15 protein-coding genes are annotated in these 16,694 nt (G+C 43.1%); 11 read left to right on the top strand and 4 right to left on the bottom strand.

The features are described 5' to 3' along the window. Positions 1-66: 66 nt before the first annotated feature. The 3 genes from ACR5KR_RS14720 to ACR5KR_RS14710 form a co-directional block, all read right to left on the bottom strand. Positions 67-2,529 carry a two-partner secretion domain-containing protein gene (locus ACR5KR_RS14720; protein ID WP_448267038.1) on the bottom strand — a complete coding sequence of 821 codons (2,463 nt, stop codon included), beginning with the start codon at positions 2,527-2,529 and terminating at the stop codon, positions 67-69. Between the two features lie 167 nt (positions 2,530-2,696). Continuing rightward, complete coding sequence (locus ACR5KR_RS14715) at positions 2,697-3,023, bottom strand: hypothetical protein (protein WP_445631730.1); 327 nt, start codon at positions 3,021-3,023, stop codon at positions 2,697-2,699. 205 nt (positions 3,024-3,228) lie between these two features. Then, positions 3,229-4,056, bottom strand: coding sequence for a carbohydrate ABC transporter permease (locus tag ACR5KR_RS14710; protein WP_448267037.1), 828 nt, complete (start codon positions 4,054-4,056; stop codon positions 3,229-3,231). A gap of 182 nt (positions 4,057-4,238) precedes the next feature. Between ACR5KR_RS14710 and ACR5KR_RS14705 the strand changes: the two genes are divergently transcribed. The 5 genes from ACR5KR_RS14705 to folE all read left to right on the top strand — a co-directional run bounded on the left by ACR5KR_RS14705 (position 4,239) and on the right by folE (position 9,113). Next, positions 4,239-4,937 (top strand): aldehyde oxygenase (deformylating), encoded by a 699-nt coding sequence (locus tag ACR5KR_RS14705; protein WP_448267036.1) that lies wholly within the window; start codon positions 4,239-4,241, stop codon positions 4,935-4,937. 145 nt (positions 4,938-5,082) lie between these two features. Beyond that, the gene (locus tag ACR5KR_RS14700; protein WP_445632111.1) at positions 5,083-6,102 is read left to right on the top strand and encodes a long-chain acyl-[acyl-carrier-protein] reductase; all 1,020 of its coding nucleotides are present in this window, start codon (positions 5,083-5,085) and stop codon (positions 6,100-6,102) included. 129 nt (positions 6,103-6,231) lie between these two features. Further along, entirely contained in the window at positions 6,232-7,212 is a 981-nt protein-coding gene (locus tag ACR5KR_RS14695; protein WP_094349744.1) for an acetyl-CoA carboxylase carboxyltransferase subunit alpha, read from the top strand. Positions 7,213-7,574: 362 nt separating this feature from the next. Continuing rightward, complete coding sequence (locus tag ACR5KR_RS14690) at positions 7,575-8,300, top strand: SDR family oxidoreductase (RefSeq protein WP_445631733.1); 726 nt, start codon at positions 7,575-7,577, stop codon at positions 8,298-8,300. 105 nt (positions 8,301-8,405) lie between these two features. After that, entirely contained in the window at positions 8,406-9,113 is a 708-nt protein-coding gene (folE, locus tag ACR5KR_RS14685) for a GTP cyclohydrolase I FolE (RefSeq protein WP_448267035.1), read from the top strand. Between the two features lie 78 nt (positions 9,114-9,191). Here folE and ACR5KR_RS14680 read toward each other — a convergent pair whose 3' ends face one another. Further along, positions 9,192-9,836 (bottom strand): phosphoribosylanthranilate isomerase, encoded by a 645-nt coding sequence (locus ACR5KR_RS14680; RefSeq protein WP_445631735.1) that lies wholly within the window; start codon positions 9,834-9,836, stop codon positions 9,192-9,194. A gap of 110 nt (positions 9,837-9,946) precedes the next feature. Here ACR5KR_RS14680 and psaK point away from each other — a divergent pair, with 110 nt between their 5' ends. From psaK to ACR5KR_RS14650, 6 genes are all read left to right on the top strand, one after another. After that, the gene (psaK, locus tag ACR5KR_RS14675; RefSeq protein ID WP_322693754.1) at positions 9,947-10,201 is read left to right on the top strand and encodes a photosystem I reaction center subunit PsaK; all 255 of its coding nucleotides are present in this window, start codon (positions 9,947-9,949) and stop codon (positions 10,199-10,201) included. Between the two features lie 339 nt (positions 10,202-10,540). Further along, complete coding sequence (locus ACR5KR_RS14670; RefSeq protein WP_448267034.1) at positions 10,541-11,737, top strand: site-2 protease family protein; 1,197 nt, start codon at positions 10,541-10,543, stop codon at positions 11,735-11,737. 393 nt (positions 11,738-12,130) lie between these two features. Further along, complete coding sequence (der, locus tag ACR5KR_RS14665) at positions 12,131-13,489, top strand: ribosome biogenesis GTPase Der (protein WP_448267033.1); 1,359 nt, start codon at positions 12,131-12,133, stop codon at positions 13,487-13,489. Positions 13,490-13,643: 154 nt separating this feature from the next. Beyond that, the gene (locus tag ACR5KR_RS14660) at positions 13,644-14,561 is read left to right on the top strand and encodes an energy-coupling factor transporter transmembrane component T family protein (protein ID WP_445631738.1); all 918 of its coding nucleotides are present in this window, start codon (positions 13,644-13,646) and stop codon (positions 14,559-14,561) included. Between the two features lie 837 nt (positions 14,562-15,398). Continuing rightward, positions 15,399-15,677, top strand: coding sequence for a transcriptional coactivator PipX (gene pipX, locus ACR5KR_RS14655; protein WP_069068710.1), 279 nt, complete (start codon positions 15,399-15,401; stop codon positions 15,675-15,677). Continuing rightward, on the top strand, positions 15,674-16,342 hold the full coding sequence (locus ACR5KR_RS14650; RefSeq protein WP_445631739.1) for a YggS family pyridoxal phosphate-dependent enzyme: 669 nt from the start codon (positions 15,674-15,676) through the stop codon (positions 16,340-16,342). The genes pipX and ACR5KR_RS14650 overlap by 4 nt, the downstream gene beginning before the upstream one ends. Positions 16,343-16,694: the final 352 nt, after the last annotated feature.

The raw sequence follows: 16,694 nt of genomic DNA, 5'->3' as shown, positions 1-16,694 counted from the left end.
AAAGTTCATTGCAAAGAAGCGGTGTCTACGCCGACGCAGCAAGAAAAGTTATAAGAATCTCAATCTTTAATTAGCACCGCAAGATGTAGCAACGAGCGAGGAGTTATGAGGCGATGCAGTGGGTACTTGAGCAACCAGAACCACGTTCCCATTGGCATCTATAATCCAGCCTTGGGCTTCTACAATTTGAGTAGGTTCATTGACAGAATTTACTTTCTGTGATTTTTCTTCTGTGTTTCCCTGCGCCTGAATAACGGCTCTTTTCTGAATACCGCCAGCACGATTCTGACTCTCTGGAGGGAGCGCGATCCAATCTGCTAGCACTGCATCATCAGCTATCAGTGGCTCTGTAGGATCGGCTTGTATTCCTCCACGCCCTGTAGTAAAAAATGAACTTCTTCCTATTCTTCCACCAGAACTACAACTAGCAACAATTTGCTGCGAAGCATCAACCAGATTTACAGGTAGTTGCACTAATCCTTTACTAGGGTCAGCATCTGGTGAATTGATTTGTACAGTGCCACTTAATGAAGGATTTTGCTGAGAAAATGCAGTTATGTCATTTGTTGGTACGTTATTCGGGTTTATATCTTTGGGATCGAATATCTCCACTTCTGCACGGGTGCGTGGCACAAATCCAAAGATATTCTTAGCGGCGATCGCAATTTTACCACCAGAGCCAAAGTTGGCGTTAGCAGTAATATCGCTATTTCCCAAAGGAGTGGCGACGAGAAAGCCATTAGGTGCATTGATGGTGATATTACCGCCAGTTTTATCACCTCCAGCATTAGTAGAGATTTGACTGTTGCGACGCATCAGTAATAAATCTCGCACCTGTACCCCAATGTCACCGCCCTTACCTGACTCACTATTAGATGTGAGTTTTCCTTTATCCAGCAGGATGGAACGAGCGTTTATATTGAGTTCGCCTGCTAGACCGAAATTGGGTACACCCCCTTGATAGTTAACATTTTTTCGAGCTTCACTGCTCACAGTGATTGCCGCCCCATCTTTGATCGTCAATTGCCCTGTAGTTAGAGTCAAGTTGCCGCCATTTCCAGGCCCTTGAGTGCCAGCAAACAAGCTACTGAGCTTAGAACCATTTGCTGAGGTTCCGATTAATTCTACAGACTCAGAGGCGTTCACTGTCAAATCTCCTCCATTTCCTGTAGCTGGTATAAATTGGTTAGAAAAACGCCCAAGTATACCCTCAGAACTTGTTGATATTGCTGCTCCTCCCTCGATACGTAACTTTCCAGTATTAACTATTATGGTGCCAGCATTTTGAGCGCCATAAGTTGCACTAAATAATCCACTCGATATTAAATCACTACCATCTGCCAAAGGAGAAATGGGGATGCCTGCAATTAGTTCTACGGAATCTGAGGCGTTGATGGTCAATTGTCCCGCCAATCCCGAACCAACATTGAACATTAAGACTTGCGCTCCATCTTTGACAATCAACTTTTTGGTAGTGATATTTATATTTCCAGAGTTTCCAGCGTCGAAAGTTCCAGTAGACAAGAACGCATTTAACCCAAGTTCTACAGACTCGGAAGCGTTCACTGTTAAATTTCCTCCCGGTTGCGCTCCCAGAGTAAAAGCCAAAAGTTGTGAACCGTCAGTTACCAGTACGCGCTGTCCTTGCAGGTGGATATTACCGCCACCTTTGCCACTGGTATCTAAAGTAGATGGAATCTGACTTTGCTGGGTGAGTTTGATGTTCTGAAAATTTTGAACACCCTCATATCCTAATGCCCAACCTTGATTCGTTGAATTCAGACCAACCAAACTATTGCCAGCAACGCTTCCTAACTCAATTCTTCCCCCACTTGCCGTTAAATTTCCGCCCTCTAGGGTTATATCACCACCGATCAGTGCTAAGGTTTTGCTTTGCTGCACCTGTAGACCAACACCTTGTGCGAAGGTATTAATTGCATTATTGGGACTTGCTTGGGATTGATTGCGGATGGGCGCCGCATTTGTTCCGAATTGTAAACCTATAGGAACACTTTCTGTGAGTAGAGGTGCAGTTTGAGGTGATGTAGCACTAAACTTTGTACCATCAGCAAAGTTCAAACTACTCGCCGTACTCGCCACAAATGAACCGCCAATATTTAAAGAAGCATTGAGTCCAAAAACAATGCCGTTAGGATTAATCAGAAATACGTTGGCTGTGCCGTTAGCTTTGAGAATGCCATCTATATTAGAAACAGAATTGCCTGTCACCCGACTGATGATGTTCTGAATATTTATTGCATTGTTGAAATAGGCTGTCCTTCCCGCAGAGATAGAAAACTGTTCAAAGCTGTGGAGCAAGGTTGTACCACGAACTGCTCCACCATCAATCTGGTCTATAGGCTGACCATCGATGAGCTTTGGTGTAATGATTGAACTTTCAGATCCAAGTGTGGCATCTTTTTGAATTTGAGCTAAGGCATAACTCTCAGCAAAAATGAGCACTTTAGCAATTACTAAAGTACTCACTATTTTTAACTTCCAGTGGCAACTGCTTCGATTTTGAGACATGAAAAACTGGCGCTCAAAACATCAGAGTTTATTAAAATATTGTTTTTGCTAGTTAGTGATGTTAGTACGCTGATGTTATCTCTGTAACCTAACTACTACATAAAAGCAAAGTTTAATATTTTTACATTCACTAGAATAAACTCTTTACAGTCCGAAGATTAAATTATTTAGCAGTTACAGCCTAAAGGGCTACCAGTTGATGGGCAAGGGATACACAATGCTTTTTTGACTAACACAATTTCTGGTATTGAAGGTCTTGAAGTTTCTGCCAATAATGTATTGGGTTGCTGTTCATCAACTGCATCATCGGATTTGAGTTGATTGGGATCGAGATTACACTGCCAATGAATTCTCAAGACTCTATATTCTAATAAGCCGTACTTTTCAAGCACTGAATGTAAGTCAGCGTTTTCTAGGCTTTCATTCATTTTCTGCTGAATCTCTTCTTGTAACTGCTGTAATATTTGAGGATCTATAACTTGTTGAGAACTCATGAGTGTTTTCGTTCCTGACGGGAGGTGGATAATTATTGCTTCAGTTTAGTTAGCAATGATTACGGTCAGTGTCACAAAAGTTCATAATTTACCTACGGGATTTTATTTACAGCTATTTTTAACTAATACCAATTCAAATTATTTATTGTCGAGTGGGCATCTCGTCTAGTAACTAAAATCGGGCTTCCACTTACCGCCTTCCCCACTAATTCTTAATCCCTGTCGCAGCAATACCTTGAAGAAATTGACGCTGACCGATGAGAAATAATACCATCACTGGAATTGTGGCTATTGTCACTGCTGCCATCATCAAGGGCCAATTATTCGTAAATTGCTCCTGAAACTCAGCCAACGCTAGTTGCACTGTCCTTAATTCTGGTCTTGTCGTAAATACTAAAGGCTTAAATAAATCATTCCACTCACCGATGAAGGTGAACAAAAACAGCGTTAGCAAGGCCGGACGAGCTAAAGGTAACATCACCTGCCACAAAATTTGCAGTCGGTTCGCCCCATCTATCGCTGCGGCTTCCTCTAACTCTACAGGAATCGTCTGGAAATACTGACGTAATAAGAAAATCCCATATCCGCTAACCGCAGTGGGTAAAATCAGCGCCCAGTATGTATTTATCAGGTGTCCCCACTTCAACACCAAAAAGATGGGAATCACCAATAACTGAAAGGGAATCACTAAAGTTGCTAAAACGACTAATAGCAGTGCTTGGCGTCCCCGAAACTTTAATCGTGCTAGGGCGTAACCAGCCAAAGCAGAAGTGACAATCTGAAACGCCGTCACAGCGATCGCTACCAAGGTAGAATTAGCAAACGCGAGCAAAAATTTTCCTTGTTGCCACGCAACGCGGTAATTTGCTAAAGACCAGTTATTTTTGAACAAATTTTCTGGGCTAGCGGATGTCGGTGCAAAGGAGGTGAGAAAGACCACAAACAATGGTAGTAAAACGATAAATGCCCCTAGCAGTAAGATTACTAGGCTCAAAAAATCGCTAGATTTCAGATTCGGGTTTGATTTGAACATAAACTTAAACTGCAAAGCATTTATTTCGCTAGTACTAGAACATTGCCCCCCAGCAACAATTAATCTATAAACATAGTCTACTTGTTAAGTTAAATTAAACCACAGTAATTGTTACTCTTAGTTCATAGGGAAAATCAATACTTGGTGTCAAATAACTCAGGTTTACAGGAGTAAAGATAACTATGCAGCAGCTTGCAGACCAATTTAAAGAATTAGATTTCAAGAGCGAAACATACAAAGATGCTTATAGCCGGATTAATGCGATCGTGATTGAAGGGGAACAAGAAGCCCATGAAAATTACATCACATTAGCCCAACTGCTGCCAGAATCTCATGATGAATTGATTCGCCTCTCCAAGATGGAAAGCCGACACAAGAAAGGATTTGAAGCTTGTGGGCGGAATTTGGAAGTTACCCCAGATTTGCAATTTGCCAAGGAATTTTTCTCTGGACTACACCAAAATTTCCAAACAGCAGCAGCGTCCGGCAAAGTCGTCACTTGTCTGTTGATTCAATCTTTGATTATCGAATGTTTTGCGATCGCAGCATATAACATTTACATCCCCGTTGCCGACGCTTTTGCCCGCAAAATCACGGAGGGAGTAGTAAAAGATGAGTATAGCCACCTCAACTTTGGAGAAGTTTGGTTGAAAGAACACTTTACAGAATCCAAAGCTGAACTTGAACTAGCAAATCGCCAGAACCTACCCATCGTCTGGAAAATGCTCAACCAAGTAGAGGGTGATGCCCAGACAATGGCAATGGAAAAAGATGCTTTAGTTGAAGACTTTATGATTCAATACGGTGAAGCATTAAGTAACATAGGCTTCACGACTCGCGACATCATGCGCTTGTCAGCCTACGGACTCATCGCCGCTTAAAAAAGTCCTGAGTAGAGACGCGATTAATCGCGTCTGTACAAGAGTGCTGAGTGCTGAGTCGATGAAATTCAGAACTCAGAACTCAGAACTCCTAACTCTACAAAATTTCCCCGCCCTCAAGACGCATAAGCCTAATAATCACTACATGTTTGGTCTAATTGGACATCTGACTAGTTTAGAACACGCTCAAGCGGTGGCTCAAGAATTGGGATACCCAGAATATGCCGATCAAGGGCTAGACTTTTGGTGCAGCGCCCCACCGCAAATTGTCGATACCATTATTGTCACCAGTATAACTGGGCAAAAAATTGAAGGACGATATGTAGAATCTTGCTTTTTGCCGGAGATGCTGGCTAGTCGCCGCATCAAAGCCGCAACACGCAAAGTCCTCAACGCGATGGCTCATGCACAAAAGCATGGCATTAACATTACAGCTTTAGGCGGATTTTCCTCGATTATTTTTGAAAACTTTAAGTTAGACCAATTTAGCCAAGTCCGCAACATTAAACTAGAGTTTGAACGGTTCACTACAGGAAACACACATACTGCATACATTATTTGTAAGCAGGTGGAAGAAGCCTCAAAACAATTGGGAATCGATCTGTCAAAAGCGACTGTTGCTATATGTGGGGCAACTGGAGATATTGGTAGTGCAGTTACCCGCTGGCTAGATGCGAAAACAGATGTCAAAGAACTTCTGTTGATTGCCCGCGACCAAGAACGCCTCAAAGAACTGCAAGGCGAACTGGGGCGAGGAAAAATCATGGGTTTGACAGAAGCACTACCTGAAGCTGATATTGTAGTTTGGGTTGCGAGTATGCCCAAAGGCGTGGAAATCGACCCAGCCACTTTGAAACAACCCTGTTTATTGATTGATGGTGGCTATCCGAAAAACTTAGCAACAAAAGTTCAGCATCCTGGTGTATATGTGTTAAATGGTGGGATTGTCGAGCATTCCTTGGATATTGACTGGAAAATTATGAAAATCGTCAATATGGACGTGCCAGCCCGCCAGTTGTTTGCTTGTTTTGCCGAATCAATGCTGTTGGAATTTGAGAAGTTATACACGAACTTTTCCTGGGGACGGAATCAGATTACCGTAGACAAAATGGAGCAGATTGGTAAGGTATCAGTGAAACATGGATTTAGACCGCTGTTGGTTTAGTCATTGGTCATTGGTCATTGGTCATTGGTCATTAGTCATTGGTCATTTGTTATTTGCACAAAGGACAAAGGACAAAGGACAAATGACAAAGGACAAAAAAATAGATAACTCGTACTTATAAACCCTACGATGGCAACTACCGAGCGTAAACCGCTACTGTTAGATTTTGAAAAGCCCCTAGCAGAACTTGCAACCCGAATCGATCAAATTCGGCAACTTGCAGAAGAAAATGGCGTCGATGTTTCTGGTCAAATTCGTCAACTAGAAGCACGCGCCATGCAACTACGTGAGGAAATTTTCACTAGTCTATCTCCGTCCCAGCGATTACAAGTCGCTCGTCATCCGCGTCGCCCCAGTACTCTCGATTACATTCAGGCAATTAGTGATGAATGGATGGAATTGCATGGCGATCGCTGTGGTGGTGACGATCCGGCTTTAGTTGGTGGTGTTGGTCGTCTGAGTGGACAACCTGTGGTAATGTTGGGTCATCAAAAAGGCCGCGATACCAAAGACAATATTGCCCGTAACTTTGGAATGCCTTACCCTGGCGGCTATCGCAAAGCTATGCGGTTGATGGAACACGCCAACAAATTTAGTATGCCGATACTAACCTTTATCGACACACCAGGAGCTTGGTCTGGGGTAGAAGCAGAACACCAAGGTCAAGGAGAAGCGATCGCTTACAACTTGCGGGAAATGTTCTGTTTGGATGTGCCAATTATCTGCACAGTTATCGGTGAAGGTGGTTCTGGCGGCGCACTTGGTATTGGTGTCGGCGATCGCTTACTCATGTTTGAACACTCCGTTTATACCGTCGCCACTCCCGAAGCCTGCGCCGCAATTTTGTGGAAAGACGCTGGTAAGGCCCCCCAAGCCGCTGTGGCGCTAAAAATTATTTCCCATGACCTGAAAAAGTTGGGAATTATCGACCAAATACTGCCTGAACCCACTGGTGGCGCTCATTCCGACCCCTTAAAAGCCGCTACTACTCTTAAGCAAGTGCTGATGGAAAACTTAGACGAACTCAATCGTTTAACTGCTCCAGAACGCCGCCAACTGCGCTATGAAAAATTCCGCAAAATTGGTGTTTTTACAGAAGTTGCCCACTAAAGCAACTCTATAATGATAGATTAGCAAAACAGCAATGTTATAATTGCCTATGTGCTTAAAGATTTTTAACAATCTAGCCATAGGCATTTGCATTTTTTGCAAATCTACTCAATTTGATTGAGTGGGTTTTGTATTATGTAAATAATCTAATTTGAATGTACGATGTACCGCGTGGTTTTCCAGGCAACAATTTGTTGTATTTACTGTTAAAAACCACAAGATGGTTACTATTGTGCTGAATCATAACATCTGCTTAATGAAAATCATCAGATTTTTAGATTCCTTTAATCTATGCAAACCGAGAAGTGTGAATAATGGGGTGGTAATAGGTTTTGGGAACTGTCAAAAAATTGGGAGACACCATGAGTGTTGAGCAAAAACGACGCGCCCTGATTACTGGGGCAAGTAGTGGAATTGGGAAAGCAACGGCTTTAGCCTTTGCCAAAGCCGGAATAGATGTTGCCTTAGTCAGCCGTTCTTTGGATAAGTTGGAGGCGGTAAGAGAAGCCGTAGAGCATACTGGGGTGGAAGCGAAAGCTTACGCTGTAGATTTAGCGCGGATTTTGGAAGTCAAAGACAAGATCCAAGCGATCGCCCTTGACTTTGGTGATCTAAACATTCTGGTAAACAATGCTGGCATAGCTTATACAGGCGCTTTAAGCGAAATACCTTTAGAGGGCTGGCAGCAGGTAATTGACTTGAATCTCACCAGTGTGTTTCAGTGCATTGTGGGGATTTTACCTTCAATGCGCGATCGGGGCACAGGCACAATTATCAACGTCGCCTCAATTGCCGCCAAGCAACCCTTTCCCGGTTGGGGAGCATACAGCGTCAGCAAAGCTGGTTTGATAGCCCTCTCTCAAACCCTGGCACAAGAAGAACGCATTCACGGCATTCGTGTCACAGCTATTTGTCCTGGCGCAGTCAATACCGAACTTTGGGATACAGAAACAGTCCATGTCAACTTAGACCGTTCTAAAATGTTAACCCCGGAAATTGTGGCTCAATCAATTCTCAACACAGTTCTGTTACCACAACAGGCAGTGATTGATGAATTGACTCTGATGCCCAGCGCTGGCGCACTCTAATTAGTCCTTCGTCCTTTGTCCTTTGTCCTTTGTCTTTTGCAAATGACCAATGACTAATGACTAATGACTAATGACTAATGACTAAACCATAACCAAGACTGAATCATGACTATTGCTAGTTCCAACGGTTCCAATTGCTCTCAATCGCCTCTGATTCCCGATTTGGCAGAAGCCATAACTCCTAGACCCGATCGCAACACCCACAACGGGCGACAAGCGGATGTGTCCCCGCCAAAAGAGGAACATCTGGAGGAAATGAAGGATGCCGTGCGGACACTAATATTGGGAGTTGGTGAAGATCCCGAACGCGAAGGACTCCTGAAAACACCCAAACGAGTAGCCGAAGCAATGCGGTTTCTTACCAGTGGCTACAACCAATCTCTTGAAGAACTCGTTAACGATGCCATCTTTGATGAAGGGCATAGCGAGATGGTACTTGTTAGAGATATTAACTTCTTTAGTCTGTGCGAACATCATATGCTGCCATTTATGGGTAGAGCACATGTTGCTTATATCCCCAACCAAAAAGTTGTTGGACTGAGTAAGCTGGCCCGGATTGTTGAGATGTATTCCCGTCGCTTACAAGTACAAGAGAGACTAACCCGCCAAATTGCTGAAGCAATTCAGACGATTCTTCAACCTCAAGGCGTTGCTGTAGTTATGGAAGCTAGCCACATGTGCATGGTAATGCGGGGCGTTCAGAAACCAGGTTCTTGGACTGTTACTAGCGCAATGATTGGTGTGTTTCAAGAGGAGCAAAAAACCCGTGAAGAATTTTTTAACTTGATTCGCCACCAACCAGCATTTTTTTAAGTGCTGAGTTAGGAGTTAGGAGTTAGGAGTTAGGAGTTAGGAGTTAGGAGTTAGGAGTTAATTCACAACCGATAACTCCTAACTTCTAAGTAACTCAATGTTCTTCAGACTGTGAAATAGCAGTGCTACTTTGTCTAAATCCTTATCTCCTGGTGTCCGTTCTACACCACTAGATAAATCAACGCCGCTAGGATTAACCTGATTTAGGGCTTCCACAATATTATCGGCTGTTAATCCTCCTGCTAAAAGCCAAGGACAACTAGGGCTAAATTGCTCTAGCATCGTCCAATCTAAAGTTTTGCCTGTACCACCTAGTTGTTGCGGATGGTAGGCGTCAAGTAGCAAAGTATCTACAAATTTGGTGTAATCAACCGCTGTGTCAAGATGCTCAAGACTGCGAATTCTCAGTGCTTTAATAATTTCGACATTGGGTAAAGCTTGACGTAATTGGTAGCAAAAATTTGGTGATTCATCTCCGTGCAACTGCACACCAGTCAATCCAGAATCAGCAACTATCTGACTGATTTCAGCGATACTAAGATTGGCAAAAACCCCAATTGTGTCAATATTTGCCGGGAGTTCTGCCACTGCTGCCCGAATTTGGGATGTAGTCACGTAACGAGGTGAGTTTGGCACACAAATAAATCCTAGTGCCGTTGCGCCTAGAGAGGCGATCGCTATAGATTGCTGTGGTTGAGTAATGCCGCAAATCTTAACGCGCATAAAAATTTAACAAATTTAAAATAATATCAACAAATTCTAAATTATCTGAAAAACTTTTGTGCCTTGGTAATTTTATAATCTTGTAGGTCTACATTTTAGGAGACAAAAGCTTGATTTCATCTATTTTATTAGCAGCAGCTGAAACTGTTCCCGCAACACCTGCGTGGAATCCTACAGTGGGCATCATCATCAGCATTAGTAGCTTAGTAGTTCTTTTGCTAAGTACGAGGATTGAAAAACCTTTAGTAGGCCCCAAGTTCCCCATCCTGCCCGTTAGTATTCCAACATTCGTTGCAGCGATGGCTTTTGGTCATATTATTGGCGTTGGCATCGTTTTAGGATTGACTAACATCGGTCGTCTATAGTTTTGCGATCGCAGAGGTGTTACTTATAACCCCGCTATCAATGCAAAACTGCTAAAAATGATTTTGGGCAAGGGGAGTAGGGAGTGAAGAAGGGAATAGGTTACAGGATAAAGGGTATAGATTATTCCCTGTCACCTGTTAACTCTCAACTTTACCCTAACCTCATGCCCAATTCCCAATTCCAAAGTTTTGCCCACAGGCATTAATTGTCTATTCTAGAAATAAGAGCATTTCGTCACTTGTTACTACCGAATTGATGCTCAATATAAATGTGTATACGAATATGCATAGGATTTCGGTATAAAAAGTACTGGCGATATCTAGTTTTAGGGCAGTGTAATGCAAACAAATTGGAGAATTGGGTCATTATTCGGAATTCCCCTGTTTTTAGACCCGTTATGGTTTGTGATTTTAGGGTTGGCAACCCTGAATTTTGGGGTAGCTTACCAGGAATGGGGGCCTGTTATAGCTTGGAGTGCTGGAATAGTTATGGCACTACTGCTATTTGCTTCGGTGCTATTGCATGAGTTGGGTCATAGCTTGGTAGCCCGATCGCAAGGCATTAGAGTTAATTCAATTACCCTATTTATGTTTGGCGGAATTGCTGCCATTGAAGAAGAATCTAAAACTCCTTTTAAAGCCTTTCAAGTTGCGATCGCTGGCCCTTTGGTGAGTATCATCCTATTTGTCCTGCTCCGTCTGGCAGCTTTTGCGATCCCTGATACTAATCCCCTCAGTGTCATGGTTGGAGATTTAGCGAGAATTAACTTAGTAGTAGCTCTATTTAACTTGATTCCCGGCTTACCCCTAGATGGAGGGCAAGTGTTAAAAGCAGCACTATGGCAAATTACAGGTAATCGTTTTCAAGCCGTACACTGGGCTGCAAGGGCTGGGCAAATATTGGGTTATGCTGCGATCGCTTTCGGATTTGTTGTAGATTTCGTCACCAGAGAGTTAGTACTTGGTTTGTGGATTGCACTATTAGGTTGGTTTGCTGTCCGCAACGCTAACACCTATGACAACATGACCACATTGCAAGAAAGCCTACTCAAGGTGGTGGCTGCCGATGCGATGACTCGTGACTTTCGGGTAATTGATGCCGACCAAACATTGCGTTCCTTTGCCGATTTATACCTCTTAGAAACCAATCCCTCACAAGTTTATTTTGCCGCTTCTGATGGACGTTACCGGGGTCTAGTTTCCATTGACGATTTCCGTTTAACCCAAAGGAGTGAATGGGAAACTGAAACTTTACACAGCATAGTGCATCCACTGACAGAAATACCTACCGTAACAGAATCCACAGCGATCGCTGAGGTAATTAACAAGCTAGAAAATGAGCAGTTACCGAGAATTACTGTCCTTTCTCCGGCTGGTGCTGTAGCTGGTGTAATCGATCGGGGAGATATTGTGCGATCGCTCGTACAAAAGTTAAATTTGCAGATAACCGATGCTGAAATTAAGCGCATCAAGGAAGAAGGTAGCTATCCGCCTGGGTTGCAACTGGGAGTAATCGCGAAATCAGCTACAAATTAAACGTCATACACTCGTCATAGGTTTGCAATAGATACGTCAAAAGCGTGTGTGATATTTAATTTGGTATTTGGTTACAAAATGCTTTTTTTGGGTAAAAGGTAGGACATCCTCCTACCTTTTTTATTTTTCAAAGTATGGCATTACCAAACAGCCCATCGTAGACCAATACGGTTCAGATAAGAATTCTTCACCTCCCTTGTGGTTTGGGAAAAGGGAAGGTGTAAAGGAAAAAGGTTTGAATTTCCCCTTTCCCCTTTCCCCTTTACCCCAAAACCCGAACCCTATTGCATCGTAGACATCGCCTCAGATGATGGGAAATTATTAAAACTTCAAGTTTAAAGTGAGTAAAATGTAAGTACGTGATATACTACGTCTCTCACTTACCCTGGTTTTATGGCACTGCCAATTGTTGCAATTATCGGACGCCCAAATGTGGGCAAATCCACCCTGGTTAATCGACTCGCCGGGGAACAAACGGCGATTGTCCATGATGAACCGGGAGTGACACGCGATCGTACTTATCTTCCAGCTTTCTGGAATGGTCGCGAATTTTTAGTGGTAGACACTGGTGGTTTAGTTTTTAATGATGATACCGAATTTTTACCACTGATTCGCCAACAGGCAATGACAGCCCTTACAGAAGCGTGTGCCGCTATTTTTGTCGTCGATGGTAAAACAGGCCCCACATCGGCAGATTTAGAAATCGCCGAATGGATGCGCCAACAACCGGTACCTGTACTACTAGCTGTAAATAAATGTGAATCGCCAGAACAAGGCTTAATGCAAGCTGCCGAATTTTGGGAATTGGGATTGGGCGAGCCTTACCCCATCTCCGCGATTCATGGCAGTGGTACAGGAGAATTACTCGACGAGTTAGTTAATCACATCCCTGCTATTGAAGACATTCCAGAAACGAATGAAATCAAAGTAGCAATTGTAGGACGCCCAAATGTGGGCAAATCGAGCTTACTCAATGCTTTTGTCGGGCAAGAAAGGGCAATTGTCAGCCCCATTTCCGGCACAACTCGCGATGCTATTGATACTGTCATTGAACGAGCCGGACAAACCTACCGCTTGATTGATACCGCCGGCATTCGTAAAAAGAAACACATCGAATACGGCACAGAATTTTTTAGTATTAACCGTGCTTTCAAAGCGATTCGTCGCGCTGACGTGGTTTTATTAGTAATAGATGCTTTAGATGGAGTCACTGAGCAAGACCAAAAATTAGCTGGGCGGATTATCGAAGATGGCCGAGCTTGCATCATCGTCGTTAATAAGTGGGATGCAGTCGAAAAAGACTCTTACACAATTTACGATTACGAAAAAACTCTGCAATCACGGTTACATTTTACCGAATGGGCAGAAACAATTTTTGTGAGTGCCTTATCAGGACAACGAGTAGAAAAGATTTTAGAATTGGTGAAAACGGCAGCTGAATCACACAAACGCCGTGTCAGCACATCAGTTATTAACGAAGTCTTAACAGATGCTGTGAGTTGGCATTCACCGCCGGCATCCCGTGGTGGGCGTCAAGGGAAGATTTATTATGGTACACAAGTCAGCAGCCAACCACCAACGATCGCCCTATTTGTCAACGACTCGAAACGCTTCAACGACAACTACCGCCGCTACATTGAACGGCAATTTCGTCAACAGCTAGGATTTAAAGGCACGCCAATTATTTTACTGTGGCGGAGCAAGAAAGTCCGTGATGCCGAAAGTGGTGTTAATAGAGCAACTCGCGTGTAATGATTGTCACTTGTCATTAGTCATTTGTCCTTTGCATAATGACTAATGTTAATCGAGTAAATCACGTATAATAATTTTCACTTATGATTAGTCATTTGTTTTTTGCCTAATGACTAATGACTAATGACTAATGACTAATGACCAATGACAAAACATGGATTTATTGCGATCGCTGCCACTTGGACTTTATTTAGAACAACCCCAAACTTGGCTGCATAAAATCGATCCGCGAGTCAAGTTCGCTTGGTTGATGAGCTTTTTAACTAGTTATGTGTTAGCCAACAACAATTGGCGGGTGCTGCTGGTGGTAATTTTGATTATTGCCACCTTGATTGCCAGAATTCCTCGACGCGTATGGCAACAGCAAATGGGTTGGCTATTAATGCTTTCGTTTTTTGTGCTAGCGATCGCAGCCATTAGTCCTGATGGTCTGGGTATAGATTATCAGTCACGTTTGCCAGCTAACGAACAAATCTTAACCCAGCAAGCAAACTCTAATAATATTCAAGAGCCAGCAGCCGAGAAAAAAGCTTACAGCTACGTGCTATTTCACAAAGGCCCGGTTAAAGTAACTCGCTACTCCTTGAGTTTGGCAGTACGCTTGAGTACACTTATATTTACGGTTATTTACAGCACCAACCTCTATCTGCTGACAACCGCACCAGAAGAAATCACATCTGGTATAGAAAGCTTAATGCAACCCTTGCGACGCTTCAAGTTGCCTGTCACAGAAATTGCTTTAACTTTAACCTTGTCTTTGCGCTTCATTCCCTTGGTTTTGGAAGAAGTGCAAAATTTATTTCGCTCCGTGATGACAAGAGCAATTAATTGGAAAAAGCTGGGATTAAAAGGAGCATTCAAGGTTTGGATGACAGTTGCAGAGAGACTTTTGGAAAATCTGCTCTTACGAGCCGACCAAATGGCAAATGCCATGATGGTGCGGGGTTTTACCAGTCCCAATGAGCATCGAGTCCAGTGGCACGATTTACGATTAAAAGGGCGTGACTGGCTGGCGATCGCAACTTTAATCTTATTCTGGGGAATACGGCTAGCTATAGGAACTCAAGCGTAATTTTGCACCGAAAAAATGGTAAGAGGTAATACAGCAGAATTCAGAATTTAGGAGCAAAGCCGGAGACGCTCCGCCAAGGCGTCAGAAGTAAAACATTAAATCGCCCTCTCTACCAAAGACTAATTATTGTAGAGACAGCGATTCATCGCGTCCTTGCTTTAACCAAACAGTATTGAGCTATGGGTAACAATATGGTAGGGTAATTTGAATAGCTACCCAGCCATAAAATTGATCCCCTAGCATTTCCTGTAGATTTTTGATATTAACCAGCGTTACGCGAACACTACAAACTAATCTGAAGATTTTTGACCGAGTACCCTTATGAATCTCTGCACAATGTTCAGGCACAAATTCCCCCACTGAAAATACTGGATAGTTAATAAACCTTTTGCATAAATAGTAGTTTTCTTTCCAGTACCTAATTTTGTGCCATTGGGCGACAGTTGTGGCAGTATGGAAAGAAGTTGAAAAATTCGCCGTTGCCGTTGGGAACTTCAAAGGGTGTTTTTCCTTCTCACGTCGAACTTTCAACCAGAGGAGCGGCAATATTTTGTGCCTTGTCCCTACAGATTGCTAAATTGAAGTCACCAAAGCAGATGGTGATATTTGTCAAACAGCCTCTACTCTTTGAATCTATGCTTCGCGGCTTCTGTTGTACCATTGCGCTTCACTACCACTAGCTTCATCTGCCCATTAGGAACTAGATCGAGGTCTTCGTAACCGCAGCTTCGCATTTTAACCAAATATTCTGACGAATGTTGGTATTACGTCTGAATGTTTGGAATTCACTGCGAAAAGATATATATACTTCCACCTTGACTACACCTTGACTCTTAAATGAATCCAGAAAACGCAGAAACTTACATAAACCATCCAACTTGGGGTTTACTCTACAAAATCTGTATGGTTGATGAGAACCAGGATTTGTTCACCACACTTTATGCCCAGCGCTTATTTTTTTTGGTGGCGAATGACGTTAAAGGTGTTAAATTCCAGTCTCTAGGACGTACTGAGGCGAGGATGATGTTGGAAAATCGCTTACGTACTCTGCGGCGCAGTGGGCATTCTCAGGAGTACGATCAGCTTCAGAGTGTTTTCCAGCGCACCTTCCAATGAACAGTTCGATTTCCGAACGTATTCTTTCCATTCGTTCCTCACTGCCAACTTCAGTCAAATTGATTGCTGTTAGCAAGCAAGTTTCTGTCCAGGCCATTCGGTCTGCATACAACGCAGGAATTCGTGATTTCGGGGAAAGTCGTATCCAAGAAGCTGCCAGCAAACAAGCCGAGTTGCAAGACTTACCGGATATTACCTGGCACTTTATTGGACATTTGCAAAGCAATAAAGCCAAAAAAGCCATCGAGCATTTTCCTTGGATTCACTCCGTAGATAATTTGAAGCTGGCACAGCGCTTAGACCAATTGGCGCAACAGCTAGGAGTGAGTCCCCAGGTTTGCCTGCAAGTGAAAATTCTCCCCGATCCCAACAAGTCTGGTTGGAGTGTGCCAGCACTTTTGGCTGATTTACCCACACTCAATTCTTACAAAAATTTACAAATTCAAGGTTTGATGACAATTCCGCCTTCAGGATTAAATGATTCTGAAATTCTCAGTGTGTTTAATCGCAATCGTCAGCTAGCCAAAGAAATCCAGGAGCAAAACTGGTCGCATATTAAAATGCAGCACCTATCTATGGGTATGTCAGGCGACTACGAACTGGCGGTGCAAGCAGGCGCAACGATGGTACGATTAGGAACCATATTGTTTGGCGATCGCTATTAGCCGATTAATCATCAGTCTTACTCTTGGGTATTAATAGAAGCTAAAGATTTGATGACAAGAATTTTGTAACAGACTGGTGCAATCGGAAACAAAGGATATAGTATTGACAAGAGCAATCGCCAAAAGAAAATGGGGTATAAAGAAGTCTCCTTCGGATAAACCTTAGGATATAATCTTTACTCATTATTGTGTTTAGGCGATGCACAGACCTTTCCAATAAGTGTCAGTTCATCGCCAAAACCCGTAGTATAGGCTACAACTAGGAATACAGTTGCTGAAGTATCCACCGATGTAGCGATTGCTCCTAGCTCAATCAATCCTCAGCCAAGGCAATGCAGGCTATTCGCACCAG

The sequence above is a fragment of the Nostoc sp. DSM 114159 genome (assembly GCF_053470285.1).
This window is presented reverse-complemented; position numbering and strand designations above follow the sequence as displayed.